Source organism: Pseudomonas sp. B6(2017) (assembly GCF_002112765.1).
In the GTDB taxonomy this organism is placed as follows: Bacteria; Pseudomonadota; Gammaproteobacteria; order Pseudomonadales; family Pseudomonadaceae; genus Aquipseudomonas; species Aquipseudomonas piscis.
The window spans coordinates 57732-83514 of sequence record NZ_NEIQ01000015.1 but is presented as its reverse complement, the minus strand read 5'-3'; the positions used below and the strand labels follow the sequence as shown (position 1 = coordinate 83514).

At 65.1% G+C, this 25783-nt stretch carries 24 protein-coding genes; 19 read left to right on the top strand and 5 right to left on the bottom strand.

All coding sequences use genetic code 11. The annotated features are described in order from the left end of the window. The first annotated feature begins 2 nt into the window (after positions 1-2). Positions 3-785 (top strand): thioesterase II family protein, encoded by a 783-nt coding sequence (locus tag CAG11_RS24150; RefSeq protein WP_085598265.1) that lies wholly within the window; start codon positions 3-5, stop codon positions 783-785. A 5-nt stretch (positions 786-790) separates the two neighbouring features. Here CAG11_RS24150 and CAG11_RS24145 read toward each other — a convergent pair whose 3' ends face one another. Next, positions 791-1426 carry a TetR/AcrR family transcriptional regulator gene (locus CAG11_RS24145; protein WP_085598264.1) on the bottom strand — a complete coding sequence of 212 codons (636 nt, stop codon included), beginning with the start codon at positions 1424-1426 and terminating at the stop codon, positions 791-793. A 112-nt stretch (positions 1427-1538) separates the two neighbouring features. Here CAG11_RS24145 and CAG11_RS24140 point away from each other — a divergent pair, with 112 nt between their 5' ends. The 7 genes from CAG11_RS24140 (at position 1539) to CAG11_RS24110 (ending at position 9339) form a co-directional block, all read left to right on the top strand. Continuing rightward, positions 1539-2552, top strand: coding sequence for an HlyD family efflux transporter periplasmic adaptor subunit (locus CAG11_RS24140; protein ID WP_085598263.1), 1014 nt, complete (start codon positions 1539-1541; stop codon positions 2550-2552). Beyond that, positions 2549-4318: an ATP-binding cassette domain-containing protein gene (locus tag CAG11_RS24135; protein ID WP_085598262.1), complete on the top strand. Its 1770-nt coding sequence runs from the start codon at positions 2549-2551 to the stop codon at positions 4316-4318. Before CAG11_RS24140 ends, CAG11_RS24135 begins: the two co-directional genes overlap by 4 nt. Before the next feature lie 9 nt (positions 4319-4327). After that, positions 4328-5470 (top strand): ABC transporter permease, encoded by a 1143-nt coding sequence (locus tag CAG11_RS24130; RefSeq protein ID WP_085598261.1) that lies wholly within the window; start codon positions 4328-4330, stop codon positions 5468-5470. 4 nt (positions 5471-5474) lie between these two features. Then, entirely contained in the window at positions 5475-6593 is a 1119-nt protein-coding gene (locus CAG11_RS24125) for an ABC transporter permease (protein ID WP_085598260.1), read from the top strand. 21 nt (positions 6594-6614) lie between these two features. Next, complete coding sequence (locus CAG11_RS24120) at positions 6615-8111, top strand: efflux transporter outer membrane subunit (RefSeq protein ID WP_085598259.1); 1497 nt, start codon at positions 6615-6617, stop codon at positions 8109-8111. 65 nt (positions 8112-8176) lie between these two features. Then, positions 8177-8782, top strand: coding sequence for a LysE family translocator (locus CAG11_RS24115; protein WP_085598258.1), 606 nt, complete (start codon positions 8177-8179; stop codon positions 8780-8782). Between the two features lie 119 nt (positions 8783-8901). Beyond that, entirely contained in the window at positions 8902-9339 is a 438-nt protein-coding gene (locus CAG11_RS24110; RefSeq protein WP_085598257.1) for an HIT family protein, read from the top strand. 16 nt (positions 9340-9355) lie between these two features. Here the strand turns inward: CAG11_RS24110 and CAG11_RS24105 are convergent, their stop codons facing one another. After that, positions 9356-9799: a hypothetical protein gene (locus CAG11_RS24105; RefSeq protein ID WP_085598256.1), complete on the bottom strand. Its 444-nt coding sequence runs from the start codon at positions 9797-9799 to the stop codon at positions 9356-9358. After that, positions 9796-10011 carry a hypothetical protein gene (locus tag CAG11_RS24100; protein ID WP_085598255.1) on the bottom strand — a complete coding sequence of 72 codons (216 nt, stop codon included), beginning with the start codon at positions 10009-10011 and terminating at the stop codon, positions 9796-9798. The genes CAG11_RS24105 and CAG11_RS24100 overlap by 4 nt, the downstream gene beginning before the upstream one ends. Before the next feature lie 413 nt (positions 10012-10424). Between CAG11_RS24100 and CAG11_RS24095 the strand changes: the two genes are divergently transcribed. From CAG11_RS24095 to CAG11_RS24045, 11 genes are all read left to right on the top strand, one after another. Next, positions 10425-11027, top strand: a complete 603-nt coding sequence (locus tag CAG11_RS24095; protein WP_053129140.1) for a transposase — start codon at positions 10425-10427, stop codon at positions 11025-11027. Between the two features lie 32 nt (positions 11028-11059). Then, a complete protein-coding gene (locus CAG11_RS24090) occupies positions 11060-12748 on the top strand; it encodes a ShlB/FhaC/HecB family hemolysin secretion/activation protein (RefSeq protein WP_177409167.1) in 1689 nt (562 codons plus the stop codon). A 21-nt stretch (positions 12749-12769) separates the two neighbouring features. Beyond that, a complete protein-coding gene (locus CAG11_RS24085; protein WP_085598254.1) occupies positions 12770-14587 on the top strand; it encodes a DUF2341 domain-containing protein in 1818 nt (605 codons plus the stop codon). Between the two features lie 11 nt (positions 14588-14598). Beyond that, positions 14599-15021, top strand: a complete 423-nt coding sequence (locus CAG11_RS24080) for a biopolymer transporter ExbD (RefSeq protein WP_053129146.1) — start codon at positions 14599-14601, stop codon at positions 15019-15021. A gap of 3 nt (positions 15022-15024) precedes the next feature. Beyond that, positions 15025-15741: an energy transducer TonB gene (locus tag CAG11_RS24075; RefSeq protein ID WP_085598253.1), complete on the top strand. Its 717-nt coding sequence runs from the start codon at positions 15025-15027 to the stop codon at positions 15739-15741. Positions 15742-15780: 39 nt separating this feature from the next. Next, positions 15781-17487, top strand: coding sequence for a putative porin (locus CAG11_RS24070; protein WP_085598252.1), 1707 nt, complete (start codon positions 15781-15783; stop codon positions 17485-17487). 17 nt (positions 17488-17504) lie between these two features. Next, the gene (locus tag CAG11_RS24065) at positions 17505-18152 is read left to right on the top strand and encodes a DNA repair protein (protein ID WP_085598251.1); all 648 of its coding nucleotides are present in this window, start codon (positions 17505-17507) and stop codon (positions 18150-18152) included. A gap of 19 nt (positions 18153-18171) precedes the next feature. Continuing rightward, complete coding sequence (locus tag CAG11_RS24060) at positions 18172-18672, top strand: YbjN domain-containing protein (protein WP_085598250.1); 501 nt, start codon at positions 18172-18174, stop codon at positions 18670-18672. Further along, positions 18669-19628 carry a peptidylprolyl isomerase gene (locus tag CAG11_RS24055; RefSeq protein WP_085598249.1) on the top strand — a complete coding sequence of 320 codons (960 nt, stop codon included), beginning with the start codon at positions 18669-18671 and terminating at the stop codon, positions 19626-19628. The genes CAG11_RS24060 and CAG11_RS24055 overlap by 4 nt, the downstream gene beginning before the upstream one ends. Positions 19629-19805: 177 nt before the next feature. Further along, complete coding sequence (locus tag CAG11_RS24050; RefSeq protein WP_053129155.1) at positions 19806-20783, top strand: LysR family transcriptional regulator; 978 nt, start codon at positions 19806-19808, stop codon at positions 20781-20783. A 72-nt stretch (positions 20784-20855) separates the two neighbouring features. Beyond that, on the top strand, positions 20856-21365 hold the full coding sequence (locus CAG11_RS24045) for a GNAT family N-acetyltransferase (protein ID WP_022644239.1): 510 nt from the start codon (positions 20856-20858) through the stop codon (positions 21363-21365). A 142-nt stretch (positions 21366-21507) separates the two neighbouring features. On the opposite strand, the gene CAG11_RS24040 is transcribed toward CAG11_RS24045, so the two are convergent. After that, positions 21508-24600 (bottom strand): efflux RND transporter permease subunit, encoded by a 3093-nt coding sequence (locus CAG11_RS24040; protein ID WP_085598248.1) that lies wholly within the window; start codon positions 24598-24600, stop codon positions 21508-21510. A 9-nt stretch (positions 24601-24609) separates the two neighbouring features. Continuing rightward, a complete protein-coding gene (locus tag CAG11_RS24035; protein ID WP_053129161.1) occupies positions 24610-25764 on the bottom strand; it encodes an efflux RND transporter periplasmic adaptor subunit in 1155 nt (384 codons plus the stop codon). Positions 25765-25783 lie beyond the last annotated feature (19 nt).

Below are 25783 nucleotides of genomic sequence, written 5' to 3'. Positions count from 1 at the left end.
ACATGCGGACTCCGTCACGCTTGGACCAGGAGCTGTGGTTTCCCTATGCCAGCCGGCCACGGGGCAAGATGCGGCTGTTTACCTTCCCTTACGCCGGAAGCGGGGCATCGGTATTCCATCGCTGGTTCCTGCCGCTGTACGACCAGGTCGACTTGTATGCGTTGCAGCTACCGGGACGGGAGGGGCGCAGCCGGGAGGCTCCCTATGTCGACCTGCAAGTCGCGGCCCATGCCGTGGCCGACTGTCTGGAGCAGTTCAGCGACGATATTCCCTGCTGTTTCTTCGGGCATAGCATGGGGGCATTGCTGGCGTTCGCGGTCGCCAATGTGCAGCAGCAGCGCCGGCAGCGGCTGCCCCTGCAACTGGTGTTGTCAGGCATGGTCGCACCCCATCTGCCGCAGCGGGTGGAGCCCTTGCACCAATTGCCGGCACAGCAGGCCATTGCAGTGCTGCAAGCCATGGGAGGCGTGCCAGCTGTGGTGCTGGCCGAGGAAGACCTGATGCAGATGTATCTGCCCATCATCCAGGCGGATATCGCGATGGTTCATTCCTATGGCTGTGTCCATGCCGGGCCAGTGGAAGTCGACATCACCTGCTTGAGCGGCGCCCAGGACTTGATCGCCCCGCCCGAGCCCATGGGGCAATGGCGGGAGTACGCGGGCTGCAGTTTCGAGCAGTTCGTTTTCCCCGGCGGGCATTTTTTCCTCGATGGTCAGGTCATGTCTCGGGTGAAGTCCGTCCTGGGCGGAGCCATGCACCAAGCGACCGGCAGCCTGGTGAGTTGAGCGGCTCAGGGGGCGATGGAGGCCAGGCCGGATCGGGCGAACAGCTTGAGGTGCGTTTTCAGGGCGTGCGCATCGTGCTGCAGCACGGCCTGCAACGGACTGGCTTGCTGGCGATCGATCACCGCCAGCATCAGGCACGGCGCAATGATGCTGATGACGCACCGGGCCAGCGCCGGATCGCCCGGAGCGAAGCCGGTGATCTGGCTGATGATGGCCTCCAGCAGGCGGAACTTGGGCATCACTTCTTCTTGGATGAGGCTGGAAAAATGAACCGTAGGCGACAGTATTTCCCGGGCGCAGACCTTGCTTTGCCAGCTTTGTTCATCCAGTACCCGGCCGACCAGGGTATCGATGAACACATCGAGCTTGGTCTGTGCCGGTTCGTCGCTGCGGGCGATGCGCGCCAGGACCTCGACGTCGATCAACTGTTGGTGCCCCTCTATCAGCACCACTTTGTACAGCTCTTCGCGGCTGCCGAAGTGGTAGTTGATGGCTGCCAGGTCGGCGCCGGCTTCCTCGCAGATCAGCTTGCTCGCGGTAGCGGCATAGCCATGCTGGGCGAACAGCCGTGCTGCCACTTCGAGGATGCGTATTCTGGTGTGTTCGCCATCGCTTCTGCTGGCTCTGCGTCGAGTGCTCATGGGGTTCCTCATGGTCGGGCATAGGGGGTTGCTTCACGGCCAGTATCTGTTATTTTTCAATTTCAATTCAAATTGAATTTTAACTAGGCCTTGGCAAACAAAGGACTCATGGATGAAGAAGCAGTTGATTGCAGGGGTTGCCGTGCTGCTGGCGGTAACGGCAGGAGTTTCCTGGTTTCTCCTCAAGCCCGAAGAGTCGGACGGCCGTCTCAAGCTTCATGGCAACGTCGACATCCGCCAGGTATCCCTGGCGTTCGAAGGCAGTGAACGGATCGCCGCGCTGCATGCCGAGGAGGGCGACCTGGTGCAGGCTGGCCAGGTATTGGCTGAACTCGACACGCGCACTCTGCGCCTCGAGATTGCCCGCTCCAGGGCCCGGATCAATGCCCAGGAACAGGCATTGCTGCGCTTGAAGAACGGTACCCGGCCCCAGGAGATCGAGCAGGCTCGGTCGCGGTTCGAGGCAGCCCAGGCCGAAGCACAATTAGCCCAGTTGGAACACCAGCGCCTGCGGCGCATCGCCGACGATACCCAGGGCAAGGGCGTGAGCCAGCAGCGCCTGGACCAGGCGGCCGCCCGTCTGCGGGTGGCCAAGGCCCAGGTTCAGGAACAGCGCGAGTCCTGGGCCCTGGCCAAGATCGGCCCACGGGACGAAGACATCGCCCAGGCAGCAGCCGACCTGCAGGTCTCCAGGGCCGATCTCGACCTGCTGGAACATGACCTCGCCCGGGCCCAGCTCAAGGCCCCGACCCAGGCCCGGATACGCACCCGCCTGCTCGAGCCTGGCGACATGGCCTCTCCGGCGCGACCGGTATTGGCCCTGGCGCTGACCGATCCGAAATGGATCCGTGCTTATGTCAACGAACAGCAGCTCGGACAGGTGCGGCCGGATCAGCCAGCGCGAGTGTTCACCGACAGTTTTCCCGACCAGGCCATCGACGGCCGGGTGGGGTACATCTCCTCGGTCGCCGAGTTCACCCCGAAGTCGGTCGAGACCGAGGACCTGCGCACCAGTCTGGTCTACGAAATCCGGATATTGGTCAAGGATCCTGGTGACCGCTTGCGCCTGGGCATGCCGGCCACCGTCTACCTCGACCAGGCGCCGGGTGCCGGGGACACGCCATGAGCGCCGCAGTGGCTACAGTCCAGGCATCCGAACTGGTCAAGCACTTCAAGGCCGGCGCACGGCAACAGGTGGCCCTGGACCGGGTATCCCTAGAGGTCCCCAGTGGCCAGTTGAGTGCTCTGGTCGGTCCAGACGGCGCGGGCAAGACCACCTTGCTGCGGCTGATCGCCGGATTGATGCAGGCCGACGCGGGCCAGTTGAGCGTACTGGGCCTGGATGTCGGCGCACAGCCACAGCAAGTACAGGACCGCATCAGCTACATGCCACAGAAGTTCGGGCTCTATGAGGACCTGACTATCCAGGAGAACCTGGAGTTGTATGCCGATTTGCATGGTGTCTGCGGCCCGGAGCGCGACCAGCGCTTTTCCCGGCTCTTGCACATGATGGACCTGGAGCGGTTTCGTGGACGCCTGGCCGGACAGCTTTCCGGTGGCATGAAACAGAAGCTGGGATTGGCCTGCACTTTGGTCCGCTCCCCGCAGCTGTTGCTGTTGGATGAGCCTACGGTAGGGGTGGACCCGCTGTCGCGCCGGGAGCTATGGAGCATCATCGAGCAGTTGATCGAGCAGGAGAACCTGACGGTGCTGATCAGCACCGCCTACATGGACGAGGCCCAGCGCTGTGCCCAGGTCTTCGTGCTGTACCAGGGCCAATTGATCGCCCAGGGGCCACCCGAACAACTGTGTCAGCTGGCCCAAGGCATGTGCTATGGCATCGCACCTCCCAGCGGTACTGCCGCCAGGTCGTTGCAGGCCGGCCTGCTCGATGACCGCGAGCATGTGGTCGATGCGGTGCCGGAAGGTGGCCAGGTGCGCTTCATCCGCAGCGCCCAGGCGGAGTTGGCACAGATCGAACCCCTGGCCGGCCTCGCCGAGCCCCGGCCCCTGGCAGCGCGCCTGGAGGACGGATTCATGGTGCTACTCAGGCAGCAGGTCCAGGAAACCGTCGCGGTGGATGCGGCGCAACAGCCAGCGGCCAACGACAGCCAGGAGGAGGTGGGGGCACAGCGTCCGGTGGTCATCGAAGTACGCGATCTGGTGCGCAAGTTCGGCGATTTCACGGCAGTCGCAAGCACCTCGTTCCAGGTCCTGAAGGGCGAGATCTTCGGCTTGCTCGGCCCCAACGGGGCGGGTAAGACCACCACCTTCCGCATGCTCTGCGGCTTGCTCCCGGCATCCAGTGGCTACCTGGAGGTGGCCGGGGTCAACCTGCGTACCGCGCGGGCTGCGGCACGCCGTCGCATCGGCTACGTGTCGCAGAAGTTCGCCTTGTACGCCAACCTGTCGGCCGTGGAGAACCTGCGCTTCTTCGGCGGCGCTTATGGACTGCATGGCGCCAGGCTAAGGACCAGGATGGAGCGGATGCTCGAGCAGTTCGAACTGGGCGAACAACAACATGTGCGCAGCGGCGAGCTGCCAGGTGGCTACAAACAGCGCCTGGCGATGGCGGTCGCTTTGCTGCACGAGCCGGAGATCCTGTTTCTCGATGAGCCAACCAGCGGCATCGATCCCCTGGCCCGGCGGGCCTTCTGGCGGCGGATCACCGCCTTGGCGGCAAGCGGTACGACGATCGTCATCACCACCCATTTCATGGAGGAGGCCGAGTACTGCGATCGTATCGTGATCCAGGATGCCGGGCGCTTGCTGGCCCTGGGCACCCCGGAACAAGTCCGCCACCAGGACAACCAGGCACTGGCCGACATGAACAGTGCATTCATCGCCGTTGTCGAGCGAGCCCGGGCCCAGGCCCGCGCCGCGGCGCACTAAGGAGCCAGCATGTCCGACTTCAATGGAGCGGGTTCGGGTTTGTGGCGCAGGCTACTGGCGCTGACCAGGAAGGAGTTCCGCCAGTTGCTGCGAGACAAGAGCAACATGGCCATCGGTGTGATCCTGCCCATCGTGCTGATCCTGATATTTGGCTACGGCTTGTCGCTGGATATCCGCAACACGCCCTTGGCAGTGGTCCTGGAGGACAGCTCGCCCGCGGCCAGGGACGTGGTAGCCAAGCTGGAGAGCTCGGCCTACTTCTCGGTCACTCGGGTCACCAGCATGGTCGAGGCACAGGCACTGATGGACAAGCGCCGGGTCGATGGCATCGTTCGGGTTCCAGCCGACTTCTCCAGGCGGCTCGAACAGCACGACGCTCGCTTGCAGTTGTTGCTGCATGGCGCCGATGCCAACAGCGCCGCGACCCTGGGGCGTTATGTCAGGGGGGCGCTGGCGGTCTGGCAGCAGCAGTATCTGGAACGCACCAGGCAGGCCCCGCCCTCGGGGCGGGTGCTGGTGGTGGAGCGGATGTGGTTCAACGCCGCCAACAGTAGCACCTGGTATCTGGTTCCGGGGCTGATCGCCCTGATCATGACGCTGGTGGGGGCTTTCCTGACCTCGTTGGTGCTGGCCCGGGAATGGGAACGGGGCACCCTCGAGTCGTTGTTCGTCACTCCGGTCAAGTCGATCGAGATCCTGCTGGCCAAGATCATTCCGTATTTCGTCGTAGGCCTTTTAGGTTTGGTGATGTGCCTGGTCTCCGCTCGGCTGTTATTCCAGGTGCCGATCCAGGGCTCGTTGTTGCTCCTGCTATTGAGTTCCATGCTGTACCTGCTGGTGACCCTGGGCATCGGCCTGTTGATTTCGGCCAAGACCCGCAATCAGTTCCTGGCCAGCCAGATCGCGATCATCTTCAGCTTCCTGCCGGCGTTGATGCTTTCAGGGTTCCTGTTCGACCTGCGCAATGTGCCGACCTTCATCCGCTTGGTCGGTTCGATCCTGCCGGCGACTTACTTCATGGAGCTGGTGAAGACCTTGTTCCTGGCCGGCAACAACTGGGCGCTGGTGGCGAAGAACCTGACGATCCTCGCGGTCTATGCGGTGTTCCTGTTGAACGCAGCACGCCTGTGCACGCGCAAGAAGGTGGGCTGAGCCAATGGACAAACTGATGAGCTTCCTACGTGAACTGTTGTTCCTGATCCAGAAGGAAATCCTCGCTATCGTCAAGGACCCGGCCAATCGGGTGATCCTGATCGCCCCGGCGATCGTCCAGTCCTTGCTCTTCGGTTATGGCGCGACCTACGACCTGAACTACGTGCCCTATGCCGTGCTGGACCAGAGCCAGGGGCGTACCTCGCGGGAACTGATCGCCCGTTTCGATGCTTCCGGGGTCTTCGCCCGTACGGCGACGCTGACCAGCGTCGGCGAGATCGCCCCGGCCATCGATAATGGCCAGGCGCTGCTGGTGCTGCACATCCCTGCGGACTTCGAGGAGCGCCTGGCCCGCCAGGACAATGCCAGCCTGCAGCTGGTGCTGGACGGCCGCAACTCCACGACCGCCGGGATGGCGGCCGGGCATATCGCCAACCTGGTGGGTGACTTCAACCAGCAGTTCCTGGGGGCCGCCAACGCTCCCCTGCGTTTGGAAACACGTGCCTGGTTCAACCCCAACTTGCAGACTCGCTGGAACATCGTGCCCGGCCTGATCGCCGCCTTGAGCATGATCCAGACCCTGATGCTGGCGGCGCTCTCGGTGGCCAGGGAACGTGAGCAAGGCACCTTCGACCAACTGCTGGTCACGCCGCTCACCCCTTTCGTGATCTTGCTGGGCAAGGCGCTGCCATCGGTGCTGATCGGCCTGCTGCAGTCGAGCCTGATCCTCCTGGTCGGATTGTTCTGGTTCAAGATCCCCATGATCGGTTCCGTGCTGGACCTGTACCTGGGACTGTTCGTGTTCACCAGCGCCTGCGTGGGGATCGGCCTGTCCATATCCGCCCTCTCGGCCAACATGCAGCAGGCCATGGTGTACACCTTCGTGCTGATGATGCCGCTGATCCTGCTGTCCGGCCTGATCACCCCGGTGCATAGCATGCCCCAGGCCTTGCAGCTGCTGACCTACCTCGACCCGTTGCGCTTTGCCATCGACCTGGTCAGGAGGATCTACCTGGAAGGGGCGACCCTGTCTGATGTCTCGGCGAACCTGGTGCCCATGTTCGCCGTCGCGCTGGTGACCCTGCCACTGGCCGCCTGGCTGTTTCGCAATCGATTGGTTTGAATTGGCTTGATAAGGAACGTCATGAAAACGATTCATGCTGGATATCTGCTCAACGGGTTGGCAGCGACCTTGCTGATGGCTGTCTCGGCCTGCACTGTCGGACCTGACTTCAAGGCGCCCGAGGTGCACAGCCCCGAGCGATGGACGGATTGGCACAGTGGGCCGGAGTTGCCGGCAGCACCTGGAACACCATCCATGGCCGTTGTACCTGGCAACGACGGTAACTGGTGGCAGGTATTTGGCGATCCGATCCTGGACCGCTTGCAGACCCGAGTGCGGGAGGACAACCCGGACCTGCATACCGCGTTGCTGCGGTTTACCCAGGTCCGGTTGCAGCGCCAGATCGTCGCATCCCTGGAAACACCCGAGGTGTCTTTCTCCGGCGCGGCCTCCAGGAATCGACAAAGCCGCTACGCCCCGAACAATCGCATGCTCGAGGCCTTGGGTGGCGACCGCAAGACCCTGGAAAAGGCCCTGACCGATCCCTACAGCCTGTACCAGGCCGGGTTCGATGTTTCCTGGGAGCTGGATCTCTGGGGGCGGGTGTCGCGCCTTGGCGAAGCAGCCGAGGCCGAGGTCGATGGTGCAGCCGCGACCCTGGACGATGTACTGCTCAGCGTCTCCAGCGAACTGGCGAGAAACTACATCGAGGTGCGTACCGCGCAGAGCCAGACCAGCCTGCTGGAGCAGGAAGCGAAGATCCTCGCCGAGCACCTGCAAGTGGTGACGGTACAGGCTCGTGAAGGTGAGGAGGACGGTTTTGCGGTGGAGCGCCAGGAGGCGCGACTGGCAAATTTGAACGCCCAGATACCCGGCTGGAAGGCACGGCAGACCCAGGCCGCCAACCGCATCGCCGTGCTGCTGGGCGAACGCCCTGGCGCCCTGGACGCTTTGTTGGGCGGCACACCCAGGCCGGCCCCTGGCAACTCATTGCCGGACTTGCGGCTGGGGCTGCCGGCCGAGCTGGCTCGCGAGCGTCCGGATATTCGCGCCGCGCAAGCCCGGCTGCACCAGGCCACGGCCGGCATCGGAGTAGCCGAGGCAGAACTCTATCCCAGCGTGATGCTCGGGGCCGACTTCGGCTTCGAGTCCTATAAAGGCGGCAAGTTTGCCGACTGGAGCAGCCGGACCTGGTCGGTAGGGCCGCGCCTGGACCTGCCGCTGTTCGACCGTGGGCGTCGCAGCAAGACCGTGGTCTTGCGCAAGCTCGAACAGCAGGAAGCGGCCGTGGCGTTTCACCAGACTGTGCTGGCGGCATGGCAGGAGGTGGACGATGCCTTGAGCCGCTACCACAACGAGTACCAGCGTGTGGCACACCTCAAGGACAGCTACGACAGCAAGGCTCGCAGCTACGAATGGACCCGTGCCCGGTACGTCGCCGGGGACGCCAGCTACCTGGACCAACTCGATGCCCAGCGTTCCCTGCTCGATGCCCAGCGTGACCTGGTCGATAGCGATAGCCAGCTCAGGACGCACCTGATCAGCATCTACAAATCCATGGGTGGGCACTCCATCTGACCCATTGCAACGCAGTAGCCGTATTTCCTCTAACAAGAACAACTTTCCTGACGGAATAGGAAAACATGCAAATGGACGACCTCTACAAGATCGCACTGTTCTCATCCCTGATACTGATAGTGCCGGGGCCCTCGAATACCTTGCTGCTGGCTTCGGGCTTCAAGTTCGGTGTATTGCGCTCTTTGCCCCTGGTGCTGATCGAGATGCTCGGCTACACCGTCTCGATCTGTACCTGGGGTTGGGGTCTGGTGTTGTTGTCCCAGGACCATCCATGGTTGATCCACCTGATCAAGCTGGCCTGTGCCTGCTATATCGCGGCCCTGGCGCTGAAGACCTGGAAGACCTCGACCAGTGGCACCCATCAGGTCGAGCGCTTCGACAGTTGGCCGCGCCACTTGCTGATCGCGACCGTACTCAATCCCAAGGGGTTGATCTTCGCCAGCGTGATTTTCCCGGCCGCTTCGTTTGCCAGCCTGGGGAGTTTCGTTCCTTCATTGAGCGCATTCTTCCTGGCGTTGGCACCCATCGCCTTGCTTTGGGTCTCCCTCGGTGCAGGCATTCGGGCGCAGTATCTGGGCCGGGTATCGGGCCCGTTGTTTTCCAGGGGCACGGCCATCGTCCTGGCGTTGTTCTCGGCCACGTTGACCTACACCGTCGTGCGGGCGGTGTAGGCCGGTTCCAGGCGTTGGAGAAGCATGGAGTGGCGGGTATAGAGTTGCTCGCCCTCGAGCGAAGCTTGAGCACTCCGTGCCCGGCGGCCGATGCCGGGACCAACATCAAGGGAAAATGAATGTCGCTGATTTCGCAACGTGTCGAACTGGCCCGCCAGGGCGCCAATGACAAGGTGATTTGCCGGATGCCTTCGGGCTGGGCGGTCATGGGGGATGTGCAGTTCCTGCCGGGTTACTGCCTGCTGTTGCCGGACCCGGTGGTGCCTAGCCTGAACGACCTCGATACCCAGGCCCGGGCCGCCTACCTGCTGGACATGGCGCGTCTTGGCGATGCGGTGCTGGAGGCCACCGGGGCGTTGCGCATGAACTACGAGATCCTCGGCAATTCGGAGCCGGAGCTGCATTGCCATCTCTTTCCCCGCTATGCCTCGGAGCCGGAGGGCAAGCGTCGCATGCCGGTCTGGTTCTACGATTGGAAAACCGCCGTTGCCTATGCCGAGGCGGAGCATGGTGCGTTGCGTGAGCGCATAGCCCGCCTGTTGCAATCGACCAGCTGAGGTTCGCGCCGGCAGGTCAGTGCGCTGAGTGTCGGTGAGCGACGGGAAACGTCAGGCCGGTGATGGTCACTGTGGTCCTCGCGACGAGGACGCTGGCGATCTCGTTGATGACCAGCTCCAGTGCGCTGGTATTGGGGAACAGTGCATACAGCAGTTCGAAGTAGAGGTAGTCCTTGATCAGATCGGCTGCCAGTTGCGGCTGGTTCCCCAGCAGATCCTCGAACTTCGGGTAGTCCAGTCGCTGCAATTGCACGATGTCGGCAAAACCCTGGGCCAGGTCGTCTTCCCGACATTGGCTGATGAACCCATCGGCGCATTGGATAAAGCTCTGGGCCAGCTCCCAATGGTCTATCAGCAGCTCAAAGGGGGTTGTCTCAAGGGATGTAGCTTCGCCGAAACCCAGGCTCCGATAGCCGACCCGCCGAGGCTCGATGAGCTTGTTTGCCGAAGTGAACTTCATGGGTGGGTTCCGGTTTTGCCAGTGGCAGGTCGGCCCGCGCCAGCGTCGAGCGGGCCGGCCTGGCCAGGGATCGCGCTGGCAGCCCAGTCGCTGCCGCTGGCGGGCAGGGCGATACCGGGCTGGGGCTGCAGCTCGACGGCGCTATTTACGCTGGCCTGGCTGGCTTCGGTGCGGTTGGCCAGTTGCGCGGGGCTGAAGTGAAGTTCGTCCATGTTGCCGAGTAGTCCTGGGGGTTGCGCGAGTCTACTCCGCCACCAGCAAAAAGCTACGGCGCACCAACTGTGTAGCCGCTGTCGAGCCTGCGAGCCTGCAATCGGTCGTGCAGCGGCCGTAGAACCTCGACTCACCTGACCCACTGCCAGGGTGCCCGCTGCGCGGTCATGCGCAGCCTGCGGCAGCGGCTACACGGGGCTGCGGCTCACCGCGCAGCGGCCGCAGGACCCGGACCCACCGTGCCACCTGGCGGACGGCTTCAGGCCGCTGCCCAGTTTGTGAATGAAGCTTTTATGACAAAAGTTCGGTAGCACATCGCCACGCACGTCTTGGGTATGTAACGCGCTTGAGGGGGCCGCCAGGCCACTTTTTTAAGCCGAGGCGGGACGCCGGGAGTGAGGCTATGGGGACTATGGAACGCTACTCGAAAGTGGGCATGCAGGAGCTGGACCAGCGGTTGTCGAAGATCGTCGAGGCGGCGCGCAAGAAGCCGGTCTCGGTCTATCGCTATGGGGCGCCGTGGGTCTGGATCGTCTCCCAGGATGACTGGCAGGGCGCCTTGAAGGAGGTGTCCAGCTACATCCCGCCAGGGCACTCGCTGGTGCTGCTGCGCCCGCAGATCGAAGAGCTGCTGGACCGCCATGCCGAGTTGTTCGAGACCCTCAATGCCGAGGCCGGCCTGTGCATCGCCCCACGCACGGTGATGCACATCCTGTTGCTGCAGCTTTTGTACTCGGTGCCCAGCGAACAGCAGCTCTACGAACAGCTGAACTACAACCTGCTGTTCCGCTGGTTCGTCGGCCTGGGCCTGAACCAGAAGGTCTGGAGCTTCAGTGTCCTGAGCCGCGATATCGCCGCGCTGTTGAACAACCCTCGGGCGGTGCACCTGATCCACAAGATCATCGGTGAAGTGTTCTGCAAAGCCTTGCTGCAGATGCCGGAGTTCTCGCTGAACTTCGCGCTGCTGCATACCTGGCTGGCACGTCACGACAACACCTCGATCACCAGCAATTGAATCGGCCAAACGCTGTGCAGACGGCGACGGCAATGCGCGTGTGCGCGCCAATTTTCAGACTTCTAGGGGGCGGTGTGGAGTATTCGGGCAAATCAGGACGACCGGGCAGTAGCGGGCGCTGGTGGCCGTTGTGCGGCTGGTTGGCATGGCTGGCGCTGGCGCCGGCGGTGCAAGCCGAGGAGGGCGGCCAGGTGCCGGCCGAACCCGCGCAGGAGGCCCAGGTCCCGGCGCGCTTGGTGGACGTCAACGAGTACTTCGTGCGCGGCAATACCGTGCTCGACGCCAGGGCCATCGAAGAGGCGGTGTATCCGTTCCTCGGGCCGCAGAAGGCCTTGAGCGACATCGAGGGCGCCCGCGACGCCCTGCAGAAGGTCTACCAGGCCCGTGGCTACCAGTCGGTGTATGTCGAGTTGCCGGAGCAGAAGGTCGATGACGGCATCGTCTACCTGCAAGTCAGCGAGACCAAGGTCGGCCGGGTGCGCGTGGTGGGCGCCAAGCACTACTCGCCATTGGAGATCCGCGAGCAGGTACCGGCGCTGCAAGAGGGCCAGGTGCCGGACTTCGCCACGGTGCAGAACCAGCTGGCGGGGCTCAATCGCGGCGCCGGGCGCCAGGTCATGCCCCTGGTGCGCGAAGGCCAGCGGCCGGGGACCATGGATGTGGACCTGCAGGTGGAAGACAAGAATCCCTGGCGCGCCAGCATCGGCCTGAACAACGATTACAGCGCCGATACCGAGAAGCTGCGCACCGTGGCCAGTGTCGGCTACGACAACCTCTGGCAACTGGGCCACAGCGTTTCCCTGACCTTCTTCACTGCGCCCCAGGACACCTCCAACGCCAAGGTCTGGTCCGGTTCCTATACCGCTCCCTTGAGCGATCGCTGGAGCCTGCAGTTCTCCGGCTACCAGTCCGACAGCAACATCGCCACCATCGGCGGCAGCAACGTGCTGGGCAAGGGCCATTCCTACGGGGTCGCGGCGATCTATGCCTTGCCGGCCAGCGACAGTTGGGCCAACTCGCTGTCGGCGGGCGTGGACTTCAAGGACTTCGACGAAGAGATGCGCTTCGGCCGCAGCAGCGACCAGATCCCGCTCAAGTACGCACCGCTGACCTTCGGCTACAACGGCTACCGCTACAGCGAGAAGTCGCAATTGAGCCTGGGCCTGAACCTGGTGATCGGTACCCGGCGTTTCTTCGGTTATGGCAGTGATGCCGGCGAGTTCCACTACAAGCGTGACGAAGCCAGTGCCAGCTTCTCGGTGCTCAAGGGCGATGCCAGCTTCACCTATACCTTCGCCAACGACTGGCAATCGGCGTCCAAGACCGCTTTCCAGCTGGCCTCGGGCCCGCTGGTCTCCAACGAACAGTACTCCGCCGGTGGCGCCACCTCGGTGCGTGGCTACCTGGCCGCCGAGCGTACCGGCGACGAAGGTTGGCTGTTCTCCCAGGAACTGCGCACGCCGTCCCTGGCCAAGTTCCTCGGCAGCTACGTGCAGGAATGGCGCTTCTACGCCTTCGCCGAAGGTGCGCGCCTGAGCCTGCACGAGCCACTGCCCGAGCAGGAAGACCAATACAGCCTGGCCAGTGTCGGCCTGGGCACCCGCGCCAGCTTGAGCAAGTGGCTGTCCGGCAGCCTGGACTGGGGTTACCCCCTCAAAGACGGCCCCAACACCCAGAAATACGACCCGCGCCTGCACTTCAGTGTGCAAGCCACGTTCTGACTTTTTACGGAGAACCCTTCCATGCAACGCTTATTCCTGAGCCTGTTGATCTGCCTGGGCTTCGTGCTCCCGGCCACGGCCCATGCCTGGTGGCAGGACGACTGGCATTACCGCAAGCAGATCAGTGTCGATACCACGCCCCAGGGGGCGGCCATCAACGAGGCCCTGGGCCGTACCGCGCTGCTGGTACGCCTGCATACCGGCAACTTCACCTTCGACGGGGTCAAGGAGGACGGCTCCGACCTGCGCTTCGTCGCCGCCGATGACAAGACCGTGCTCAACCATCAGATCGAGAGCTTCGACCCCCTGATGGGCATGGCGCTGATCTGGGTCGACGTACCCAAGGTCGAAGGTGGCCAGCGCCAGGACATCTGGATGTACTACGGCAACCAGAAGGCTCCGGCCACCGCCAACGGCCAGCTGACTTTCGATCCCAGCTACACCGCCATCTACCACTTCGAGGGCGGCAACGGCATCCCGGCCAAGGACACCACCGCCTATGGCAACACCGCGCAGGGTGCCACCGGGGCGAGCATCGATGGAGTGATCGGCCGTGCCCTGCAGTTCAGTGGCCAGCCATTGCTGCTGCCGGCCAGCCCCTCGCTGCAGCACAATGCCGGCGGCGCTTTCACCTTCAGCGCCTGGGTCCGCCTGGACCAGGCCAGTGGCGAACAGCTGCTGCTGGCCCGGCGCGAAGGCGCCGGCAGCCTGCTGGTCGGGGTCAACCAGGGCATGCCGTTCGTGGAAGTGGACGGCCAGCGCGCCGTATCCACCCAGCCCTTGAATCCGGGGCAATGGCAGCACCTGGCCCTGAGCGGCGAGGGCAGCCGCCTGGCGCTGTACGTCAATGGCCGGGAAACCGCGAGCCTGGCCCAGGCCATTCCGTCGTTCAATTCGCCGCTGGCCATCGGCGCCGACCTGCCGGTCGCGGCAGGGGCGGAGGCCAGCCATTTCCTGCCGTTCACCGGGGCCATGGACGAGCTGCGCCTGTCCAAGGTGGCACGTCCCGCGGCGCTGCTTTTGGCCGATGCCAGCGCCCAGGGCGCCGAGTCGAAACTGGTGGCCTACGGCGTCGATGAAGAGCAGTCGGGCTTTGGCTTCGGCAGCCTGGGCTTCTTGCTCAAGGCGGTGCCGGTGGACGCCTGGGTGATCATCCTGGTGCTGGTGGCGATGATGATCCAGTCGTGGGTGATCATGCTGCGCAAGAACCGCATGGTCAGCCGGGTCAGCGCCGCCAATACGCTGTTTCGCGAGCAGTTCGCCAAAGTCGGCACCCGTCTTGAGATGTTCGCCGATGACCAGGCCCTGGCCGAGCGCCTGGAGCACTCCTCGCTGTGGCGCCTGTACCTGGTGGCGGTCAAGGAGATCCGCACCCGCCGCGAGCAGGGCGCCGATACCTCGTCGGTGTCGGCGGCCACCATCGAAGCCATCCGCTGCTCCATGGACGGGGTGCGCACCCGCGAGAACCAGCAGCTGAGCGCCAAGCTCTCGACCCTGTCCAACGCCATCGCCGGCGGTCCCTACATCGGCCTGTTGGGCACGGTGCTGGGGATCATGGTGGTGTTCCTCGGCACCGCCATGGCCGGCGACGTCAACATCAACGCCATCGCCCCGGGCATGGCCGCGGCCTTGCTGGCTACCGCCATGGGCCTGTTCGTCGCGATCCCGGCACTGTTCGGCTACAACCGCCTGATCACCCGCAACAAGGAAGTGGGGGCCGACATGCGGGTGTTCGTCGACGAGTTCATCACCCGCCTGGCGGAGCTGCACGGCGAGAGCCAGCAGCATGAGAACGCCCACTGGCGGGTCAGCCACAGCAACGCATCGGTCCCGGCCTGAGGAGAACTGCCATGGCTTCCGTGAACGCCTCCCATGACGACGAAGACGATGCCGCCGTCGACAGCATCAACATCACGCCCCTGGTGGACGTGCTGATGGTGGTGCTGGTGATGTTCATCCTCACCGCCACCGCCCAGGTCTCGGGCATCCAGATCCACTTGCCCAAGGCCAGCGCCTCGGTGTCGTTGTCGGAGGCCAAGACCAAGGCCATCTCGGTGAACGACGGCGGCCAGGTGTTCCTCGATGCCTACCCGGTGACCCTGGGCGAGCTGGAGGAGCGCCTGCGCATCGAGAAGGCGCAGAACCCGGACTTCCCGATCATCGTCCGCGGCGATGCCACGGTGCAGTACCAGAAGGTGATCGAGGTCCTCGACCTGTTGCGCCGCCTGGAGCTGTCCCAGGTCGGGCTGGTTACCGGCAAACCCCAGGGCTGAGTCATGAGCGCACAACAACCTATCCAGCTCCCGCCGGTTCAGCCAAAGCAAAAAGCCGTGCGCCTGCTCAAGTGGGGCCTCGGGCTGCTGCTGGCGGGCGTCGCCGCCTGGCTGCTGTGGCAGTGGGCCAACGACATGGCCGGGGTGCGCCGGGAAGCGCCGAAGGTGCCGACCATCATCCCGTTGCCGCCACCACCGCCGCCACCTCCACCGCCGCCGGAGAAGCCCAAGGAGCCGGAACCGGTGGAGGAGAAAGTGCCGGAGCCCGAGCCCACGCCGACCCCCGAGGAGGTCAAGCCCGAGGAAGAGGCACCGCCATCGCCGGCGGACGACCTGGCCAACCCGATGCAGATCGATGGCGACGCCCAGGCGGGCGGCGACGCTTTCAACATCGGCGCCGGCAAGGGCGGCGGCATGGCTGGCTCCGGTGGCGGCGGCCTGGGCACCGGAACCTACAAGCAATACCTGGCGGCGACCTTCCAGCGCGCGCTGCGCGAGGATGCGGAGTTGCGCAAGAAGGCCTATTCGCTGCAGGTGGACCTGTGGCTGGGCGCTGACGGCCAAGTCACCCGGGTGCTGCTGGCCCACTCCAGTGGCGATGCCCAGACCGACGAACAGGTGCTGGCGGCGCTGCGGGCCACGCCGCGCTTGAAGGAGCGCATGCCGGCTTCCCTGACCTTGCCTGTGCGCCTGTCCCTCAAGGGCCGGCGTCCGGATTGATCGAACCCCTTTTGCAGTTTCTACAGGAGTTGTGTGCAGATGATTTCCACCCTGAATCGATTGACCCTGGCGCTCGGCATGGTCGCCCTGGGCCTGGCCGGGCAGGCCACGGCCGCGGCGGCCGCGCCTTCGGAGAACGCCACGATCAACCTGATCCGTTTGTTGGTGCAACAGGGGGTTTTGAAGCAGGAGCAGGCCGACGGCCTGATCGCCCAGGCCGAGAAGGAGGCCCAGCAGGCTCGCCAGGCCAACGCCGCGGTGGCTGCGGTGGCCGCCGGCGGACCTGCGGCCGCGCCGGGGGACGTGCGGGTGCAATACGTGCCGGCCATCGTCCGCGACCAGATCCGCGACCAGGTCAAGGCCGAGGTCATGGCCACCGCCAAGCAGGAGAACTGGGCCCAGCCCAACACCTTCCCGGACTGGATCTCGCGCATCACCTTCGATGGCGACATTCGCCTGCGCAGTGAGTCGCGGTTCTTCGCCGACAACAACAGCAACGAGATCGTCGACTACGCCAAGCTCAACGACAGCGGCCCCTACGACGTCAACAAGGACACCAACAGCAAGCTGCCGCCGCTGCTCAACACCCGCGAGGACCGCGACAACCTGTTCCGCCTGCGGGCGCGCTTGGGGATGAAGGCGGTGATCTCGCCGGAATGGACCGCGGGTATCCGCATCGGCACCGGCTCGGACAACAACCCGGTATCCACCACCCAGACCCTGGGCGGCGGCTTCGGCAAGAAGGACATCTGGCTCGACCAGGGCTACCTGACCTGGAAGGCCACCCAGGACCTGACCCTGACCGGCGGGCGGATCGCCAACCCGTTCTATTCCACCGACATGCTGTACTCCAACGACCTGAACTTCGACGGCGTGGCGGCGATCTTCAACCACAAGCTCGACAGCGACTGGGGGCTGTTCGGCACGGTCGGCGCCTTCCCGGTGGAGTACACCAACGACACGTCCACCAGCAACGGCTTCGACAAGAACGAGAGCGACACCAAGTGGTTGTTCGGCGGCCAGATCGGCGCCAACTGGAAGATCAACCGCAGCAACAGCCTCAAGGGCGCCTTGGCTTACTACCGCTTCGAGGATATCGAAGGCCAGCGCTCCAGCCCTTGCACGCCCTGGGCCGGCGCCCCGGGCTGCGATACCGACGGTTCGCGGGTGGCCTTCATGCAGAAGGGCAACAGCGTGTTCCTGTTACGCAACATCGCGCCCAACCCGGCCACTCCCGGCCTGACCCCGCAACCGCAATACGTGGGCCTGGCCTCGAAGTTCGATGTGCTGGACCTGAACCTTTCCTGGGACACCGAGCTGCCGGATGACCTGCGCCTGCGCACCCAGGGCAACTACATCCGCAACCTGGCCTACGACAAGGCCGAGATGCTCAAGCGCAGCGAAGGCCAGATCGTCAACAACATCAACCGCAATGGCGAGTTCGAGAGCGGCGGCAATGCGCTGATGCTGCAGTTCACCCTGGGTAATGCCCTGGAAATGAAGAAGGCCGGCGACTGGAACCTGCTGGCCGGCTACAAGTACATCCAGCCCGACGCCTTGCCCGACGGCTTCAACGACTCTTCGTTCCACCTGGGCGGGACCAACGCCAAGGGCTACTTCCTGGGCGGCAACTACGGCATCGACAAGAACATCTATGCCACGGCCCGCTACATGAGCGCCTCGGAAGTCTACGGGCCGCGTTATGAAGTCGACGTCATGCAGCTTGAACTCAATACGCGCTTCTAAGCGCAGGGAGGAAGGTTATGAACAGCCGGACGAGGGCAGGGGCCGTGGGCCTGTTGCTGGCCTGGGGCGTGCTGGCCAGTGTGCCCGCCGCTGCCGAAGGCATGGAAGAGCGCCTGCGCACCCAGTTGCGCAGCACTACCCAGCAGTTGCAGGCCCTGCAGAGCGAGCAGGCCCAGGCCGCCGCCGCGCGGCTGGCCGCGGAAAACGCGGCCAAGGAGGCCCAGGCCCAGGTCAAGCAGCTCACCGCCGAACTGGCCAAGAGCCGTGGCGTGGCCGAGCAACTGGCCGGCCAGCAGCAGAACCTGCAGAGCCAGGCCCAGGCCCGGGCTGCCGCCAACAGCGAGCAGCTGGGCAAGTTCAAGAAGGCCTACGACGAACTGCTGGTGCTGGCCCGGGGCAAGGAGGCCGAGCGGGTCAAGCTGCAGGCGCAATTGAACGAACGTGACACACAAGTGCAGCAATGTGCAGTCAAGAATCAACGGATGTACGGCGTCGCCAAGGAAATCCTCACGGCCTACGAGAAGATCGACGTGGCCGAGGTGGTCAAGATCCGCCAGCCTTTCGCAGGTAGTGCTAGGGTCAAGTTCGAGGAACTGGCCCAGGGTTTCGGCGATGACCTGTACCAGACTCAGTTCGACGCCCCACGGGCGGCGAGCGCTCACTGATTACCAAGGAAGAACAGACATGACACAAGCAACCTTGATCACCAGCGTCACCACCGACAGCGTGACCGACCTGCTGCAAGGCGCCGGTTACCGGGTCAACCACACCGAACAGAACGGTATCGTGCAATTGCTCAGTGCCAGCCAGGGCATCGGCTACGCCGTGCGCTTCGGCAACCCGGCGGCAGAGGCCGGGCACTACGTGGACTTCACCTATAGCTGTGCGTTGCGCGTCCAAGGCGAGTTGCCGGCCGGCCTGGCGGAGCTGTGGAACGCCTCGCGGCGCTTCGCTCGGCTGTCGTTGCAGGGTGAATTCCTGGTGATGGAAATGGACGTGGTGGTGGCCGGGGTCAGCGATACCCACCTGCGCAGCCAGCTGGAGCTGTGGGACCGCCTGCTCCAGGAATTCATCGTCTATCTGCGTGAATACAGCCAGCAGGCGGCCCAACTGCAGGCCCAAGCCCAGGTCGAGCCAGCCGGCACGCCGCAGGCCAGTGGCGCGGCAGAGGCGGCGGTCCTGTGAAGAAGCCGACCCTGGTGGTCGGTGCCGGGGCGCTGACCCTGCTTGGCCTGGCCCTGGGGCTGGCCTTGCGTCCGGGCAGCGATCCGGTGGCGGCCCAGCAGCCGGCCCCGGCGGCGCTGCAGCAGCAATTGGCGAATACCCCGGCGGTGGCGCGCCTGGGTAACCAGCAGGTGGCGGTGGCGGAGCTCCAGGCGCTGTTCGCCAGCCTGCCGGAGGAGGCCCGGGCTCAACTGCGCGACAATCGCCCGGCCCTGGAGACCTGGATCCGTTCGCGCCTGGCGCAGAAGGCGGTGCTGGAGCAGGCCGATGCCCAGGGCTGGCGCCAGCGCCCGGAAGTGGAGCAGCAAACCCGCGCTGCCACCGAGCAGATCGTCTTTCGCGACTACATGCAGTCGGTCAGCCAGGTGCCGGCGGACTACCCCAGCGCCGCCGAACTGCAACAGGCCTACGACAGCGGCAAGTCGGCCTGGCTGACCCCGCCGTTGTACCGGGTCAGCCAGGTCTTCCTGGCGGTGCCCGAGCCCCAGGCGCTGGAGCAGGTGCGGCGCCAGGCCCAGGAGATCGCCAGGAAGGCCCAGGCCGCGCCCGGTGAGTTCGCCGCCCTGGCTGCGCAGTATTCCCAGGACCCGGACAGTGCCCGGCACGGTGGCGACTCGGGCTTGCAGCCCCTGCAGCAACTGGTGCCGCAGGTGCGTGGCGCCGTGGCCCGGCTCAAGGTCGGCGCGGTATCGGAGGTGGTGCAGAGCGCGGCGGGTTTCCATGTGCTCAAGCTGACCGAGCTGCAACCGGCGCGTACCGCCAGCCTGGACGAGGTGCGTGAGCGCCTGGTCCAGGCCTTGCGGGCCCAGCGCCAGGAGCAGATCGCCAAGGCCTATCTGGAGGGCATGCTCAACACCGCGACGCTGAGCATCGATGGCGCGGCGCTCAACCAGGCACTGGAGGAAAAAGCTCAGTAACCGGCCCGCGTGGAGCGGGGCCAGCGGCGGGCGCCATCTTGCGGGGCGTCGTGATCCGGTCCACGCGGTTTCAGGGCAGGGCAGGAAGTGGGATGTGGCGCGTGCCGTCACGGCCCGCTTGCTGCCAACACCGGCGCAAGCCAAGGACGCAACACTCAACAAGACAGGGAGTCACCGATGTCATTTCTCGAACCTGCTCCACACCAGGGCGTTGTTCCCTACAGTGTTCCCCAGGAACCCCGGGAAGCCTGGCTGGCCCTGGCGGCCGGGATCGATCCGGAGGTCGCGCAGTATTTCCTGGTGAGCGCCCGTTGCGGTTGCTTCATGCAGGCAGCCCGCAGCCTGAACATCAAGGCCACCTTGCTGCGCAAGCAGCTGGCGTTGCTGGAAGAGCACCTGCGGCGTGCGTTGTTCTGCTACCAGGGCAACGCCTTGAGCCTGAGCCGCGAAGGCCTGCAACTGCAGGCCCAGTTGATCGCCCTGGCCCACCAGCGGCGCCTGCCGGTGATCGAGCAGCCGCTGATTCGCCTGGCGGTGGCCGAGACCATCCTGCATGACATCCTGGGTCGCGACCTGATCGCCCTGTTGCGGCGCAACGCCAGCGCGCGCCTGGAAATCATCTCCATCGACAGCGACCTGTCGCTGCGGGCCCTGAGCGCCGACCTGGTGCTGTGGCTGGGGGCCGCCGACTCGCCCTTGCCGGGGCCTAGCTTCGCCATTCGCGAACCCATGCCCCTGGCGCGCATCGACTACCTGCCGCACATCGCCAAGCGCTACTCCCGGGTCGCGGCGCGCCCCGACAGCGTCGACGACCTGACCGACTACATGCTGGTGCAGTGGCAACACGACCGGCAGATCGAGCCCTTCCGCCCCTGGAACAGCCTGGTGGATTCGCGGCTGGCGGGGGTGGTGCACGTGCATTCCTATGAGCTGATGCTGGAGATGATCCGCTGCAGCGCCTGTATCGGCTTGCTGCCGCAGTACATCAGCCGCTTCGACCGGGGCTTGACCGCCTTGCCCGGGTTGTTCGGCGAAAGCATGCAGCGCCGCGCCTGGCTGGCGATGAACGCCCAGGTGCAGCACGAGGAAGAAGTCCAGCAACTGGTGGACCTGATCCTGCATACCTTCACCGAGCGCGAGGACTGGTTTGCCTGAGGGAGGCGCTCGTCATGGCTGGGCCCGGCGTTTTACACTCGATGGCCATTCCAACGACAAGGACGCCCCGTAATGCCCAGTTCTCCCGCCAGCATTGTCATCGAGCGTTTCAGCGAGGCTCATCTTGATGGCTTGACCGCGCTCTACAGTGAACCGACGGTGGCCAGCCAGACCCTGCAGATGCCTTACCAGTCCCCCGAGCTGTGGCGCAAGCGCCTCGGGCTGGACAACGAGCGGCTGGTGTCCCTGGTGGCCCTGCACCAGGGCGTGGTGATCGGCAATTGCAGCCTGGAGCAGATCGGGCGGGTGCGGCGCTCCCATTGCGCGAGCTTTGGCATGGGGGTGGCGCGGGCCTGGCAGGGCCAGGGCATCGGCAGCCGCCTGCTGGCGGCGGTGCTGGAGGTGGCGGACAACTGGATGAACCTGCGTCGGGTCGAGCTGACGGTGTACGCCGACAACCTGGCGGCCATCGGCCTGTACCGCAAGTTCGGCTTCGAGACCGAGGGCCAGTTGCGCGACTACGCGGTGCGTGACGGTCGCTACGTCGATGTGCTGGCCATGGCGCGCCTGCGCGATCGGTAGCTGCTACCGAACCTGCGAGGCAGCGACTGGGCGCATAGCGGCCGTGGAGCCGCGATCGGCCTGGTGCTCCGCTGGCGCCCGCTGCGCGGTTGTGCACAGCGGGCGCCAGCGGCTACTCCTGCCGCGAGCGGTCGTGTAGCGGTTAGCGCGAGTTGCGCTTCACCAGTTTCATCACCACCACGAAGAACACCGGGACGAAGATCACCGCCAGGGTCGCGGTGATCATCCCGCCGATCACCCCGGTGCCGATCGCCTGCTGGCTGGCGGAGCTGGCGCCGGTGGCGATGGCCAGGGGCACCACGCCGAGGATGAACGCCAGGGAGGTCATGACGATCGGCCGCAGGCGCAGGCGGGCGGCCTGCAGGGTGGCGTCCAGCAGGTCATGGCCCTCGTCGTACAGGCTCTTGGCGAACTCGATGATCAGGATCGCGTTCTTCGCCGACAGGCCGATGATGGTGATCAGGCCCACCTTGAAGAACACGTCGTTGGGCATGCCGCGCAAGGTCACCGCCAGTACTGCGCCGAGTACGCCCAGCGGCACCACCAGCAGCACCGAGGCCGGGATCGACCAGCTCTCGTAGAGCGCCGCCAGGCACAGGAACACGATCAGCAACGACAACCCCAGCAGCAGCGGGGCCTGGCTGCCCGACAGGCGCTCCTGCAACGACAGGCCGGTCCACTCCAGGCCCAGGCCGTTCGGCAGCTGGGCCACCAGGCGTTCGATTTCCTGCATGGCTTCGCCGGTGCTGCGGCCCGCTGCCGGCTCGCCGGAGACGTCCACCGCCGGGTAGCCGTTGTAGCGGGTCAACTGTGCGGGGCCCATCTTCCAGCTGGCGCTGACGAAGGACGACAACGGCACCATCTTGCCGGCGCTGTTGCGCACGTTCAGGCGCAACAGGTCCTCGACCTGGCTGCGCTGGTCGCCCTCGGCCTGGATCACCACCCGCTGCATCCGGCCCTGGTTGGGGAAGTCGTTGATGTAGGCCGAGCCCAGGGCGGTGGACAGCAGGCTGCCGATATCGCCGAAGGACACGCCCAGGGCATTGGCTTGCTTGCGGTCGATCGCCAGTTGCACCTGGGGTGCCTCGGCCAGGGCGTTTTCCCGCACGTTGGCCAGGATCGGGCTCTTTTGCGCGGCCTGCAGCAGTTCGGTACGAGCCTGCATCAGCGCTTCATGGCCGACGCCGCCACGGTCTTGCAGGCGGAACTCGAAGCCGCTGGAGGTGCCCAGGCCATCGATCGGCGGCGGCAGGATGGCGTAGGCCACGGCATCCTTGATTTCGCCGAAGGCTGCGGTGGCGCGCTCGGCGATGCTCATCGCCGAATCGTCGCGGCCCCGTTGCGACCAGTCCTTGAGGGTGGTGAAGGCCAGCGCCGCGTTCTGCCCGTTACCCGAGAAACTGAAGCCGAGGATGATGGTGCTGTCGCCCACGCCCGGTTCCGAGGCGTTGTGTGCCTCGATCTGTTCCACCACGCGGATGGTGCGGTTCTGGCTGGCACCCGGTGGTAGCTGGATATCGGTGATGGTGTAGCCCTGGTCCTCGACTGGCAGGAACGAGGAGGGCAGGCGCACGAACAGCAGCGCCATGACCACCAGCAACGCCAGGTAGATCAGCAGGTAGCGCCCGCTGCGCTTGAGCGCATAGGCCACGCCACCCTGGTAGCTGTCGGTCAGGCGCTCGAAGCGGCGGTTGAACCAGCCGAAGAAGCCGCCACGCTCGTGATGCTCGCCGGCGGCGATGGGCTTGAGCAGGGTCGCGCACAGGGCCGGGGTCAGGGTCAGGGCCAGGAACGCCGAGAACAGGATCGAGGTGGCCATGGACAGCGAGAACTGCTGGTAGATCACCCCCACCGAGCCTGGCATGAAGGCCATGGGGATGAACACCGCCACCAGCACCAGGGTGATGCCGATGATCGCGCCGGTGATCTGCTGCATCGCCTTGCGCGTGGCTTCCCGGGGTGGCAGGCCCTCGTTGGCCATGATCCGTTCGACGTTCTCCACCACCACGATGGCGTCGTCCACCAGGATGCCGATGGCCAGCACCATGCCGAACATGGTCAGCACGTTGATGGAGAAACCCAGGGCCAGCATGGTGGCGAAGGTGCCCATCAGCGCCACCGGCACCACCAGGGTCGGGATCAGGGTGTAGCGGATGTTCTGCAGGAACAGCAGCATCACCAGGAACACCAGGACCATGGCTTCGAGCAGGGTGTAGAGCACCTTGGTGATCGAGACCTTGACGAACGGCGAGGTGTCGTAGGGGATCTTGTATTCCACTCCGGCGGGGAAGTAGCGCGACAGCTCGTCCATCTTTGCCCGGATCAGGGTCGCGGTGTTCAGCGCATTGGCCCCGGGAGACAGCTGCACGCCGACGGCGGTGGACTGCTTGCCGTTCAGGCGCGTGCCGAACTGGTATTCCTGGCTGCCCACTTCCACCCGCGCCACGTCGCCGATACGCACGGTGGAACCGTCGGGGTTGGCCTTGAGGACGATGTCGGCGAACTCTTCCGGGTTGCTCAGTTGGCCCTTGACCAGCACGGTGGCGGTGATTTCCTGGCTGGAAGGGCCGGGCAGGTCGCCAATGCTGCCTGCCGGTACCTGGGCGTTCTGCGCGGCCACGGCGGCGTTGACGTCGGCCGGAGTCAGGTTGAAGCCGATCAGCTTCTGCGGATCGAGCCAGATCCGCATGGCCCGTTCGGCGCCATACAACTGGGCCTTGCCGACGCCATCCAGGCGGCGGATCTCGTTCAGCACGCTGCGCGCCATGTAGTCGCTGAGCGCGACCTCGTCCAGGCGCCCGTCATTGGAGCTCAGGGTGATCAGCAGCAGGAAGCCGGCAGAGACTTTCTCCACCTGCAGGCCTTGCTGGGTCACGGCCTGGGGCAGGCGTGGCTCCACGGCCTTGAGGCGGTTCTGCACGTCCACCTGGGCCAGCTCCGGGTTGGTGCCCGGCTGGAAGGTGGCGGTGATGGTGGCACTGCCCAGGCTGCTCTGGGACGAGAAGTACAGCAGGTGGTCGGCGCCGTTGAGCTCTTGCTCGATCAGGCTGACCACCGACTCGTCCATGGTCTGGGCCGAGGCACCCGGGTAGGTGGCGGCGATCTCGATCTGCGGCGGGGCGACGTTGGGGTACTGGGCCACCGGCAACTGGGGGATCGCCAGGGCGCCGCCGATCAGGATGAAGAAGGCGACCACCCAGGCGAACACCGGGCGGTCAATGAAGAATTGCGGCATCTGTACTACCTATTGGCCTGGGTTCTGGACGTGCGCGAGGGGGGCGTCATCGATCTCGACCTGCTCGCCGGGACGGGCGTGCTGCAGCCCTTCGACGATGATCCGGTCGCCGGGCTTGAGACCGTCGGTGACTATCCAGCGGTCTTGCTGCACGCCACCCAGGTGCACCGGGTGCTGTACCACGCGGTTTTCGGCGTCAACCAGCAACACCTGGGCGATACCGGCGCCATCGCGCTGGATGGCCCGCTGCGGGACGCTGATGCCCTGGCGGTTGACCGCCTGCTCCAGGCGGACCCGGACGAAGCTGCCGGGCAGCAGGTCCAGTTCCGGGTTGGGGAACTCGCTGCGCAGGGTGATCTGGCCGGTGCCGGGGTCGACGCTGATATCGGTGAACAGCAGCTTGCCCGGTAGCGGATAGAGGCTGCCATCGTCCTGCACCAGGGTGGCCTTGGCCTGGTCCTTGCCGACCTGCTGCAGTTGGCCGGCGCGCAGGGCCCGGCGCAGTTCGTTGAGCTCGCGGGTGGACTGGGTCAGGTCGGCGTGGATCGGATCCAGCTGCTGGATCAGCGCCAGGGGCGTGCTTTCGCCCTGGCCCACCAGGGCACCTTCGGTGACCAGGGCGCGGCCGACCCGACCGGAAATCGGCGCGGTGACGGTGGCGTAGCCCAGGTTCAGCCTGGCCCGCTGCACCGCGGCCTGGTTGGCGGCGACTTCGGCATCGGCCTGGCGCGCGGCGGAACGGGCGTTGTCGTATTCCTGGCCGCTGATGGCCTGGTCGGCAATCAGCCGCGAGTAGCGCTGCTCCTGCAGGCGGGCCTGGAACGCGGTGGCCTCGGCCTTGCGCAGGCTGGCCACGGCGCTGTCCAGGTCGGCCTTGAACGGCGCCGGGTCGATGCGGAACAGTACGTCGCCCTGCTTGACGTCCGAACCTTCGCGGAAGGTCCGTTGCAGCACCACGCCGGCCACCCGGGCGCGGACCTCGGCAATGCGCGGCGCGGCGATCCGCCCGCTCAATTCGCTGGTGATGGACAAGGCCTGGCTGCGCACGATCTCGGTGCGGACCTTGGCCGGCGCCGGTTTCTGCTCGCTGCCGGACTGGCCGCAGGCGCTCAGCGTCGCGGCCATGACCAGCAGGCAAAGCGGCGCGAAGAGTTTGTTCGACATACTGATACCCCAATGATGA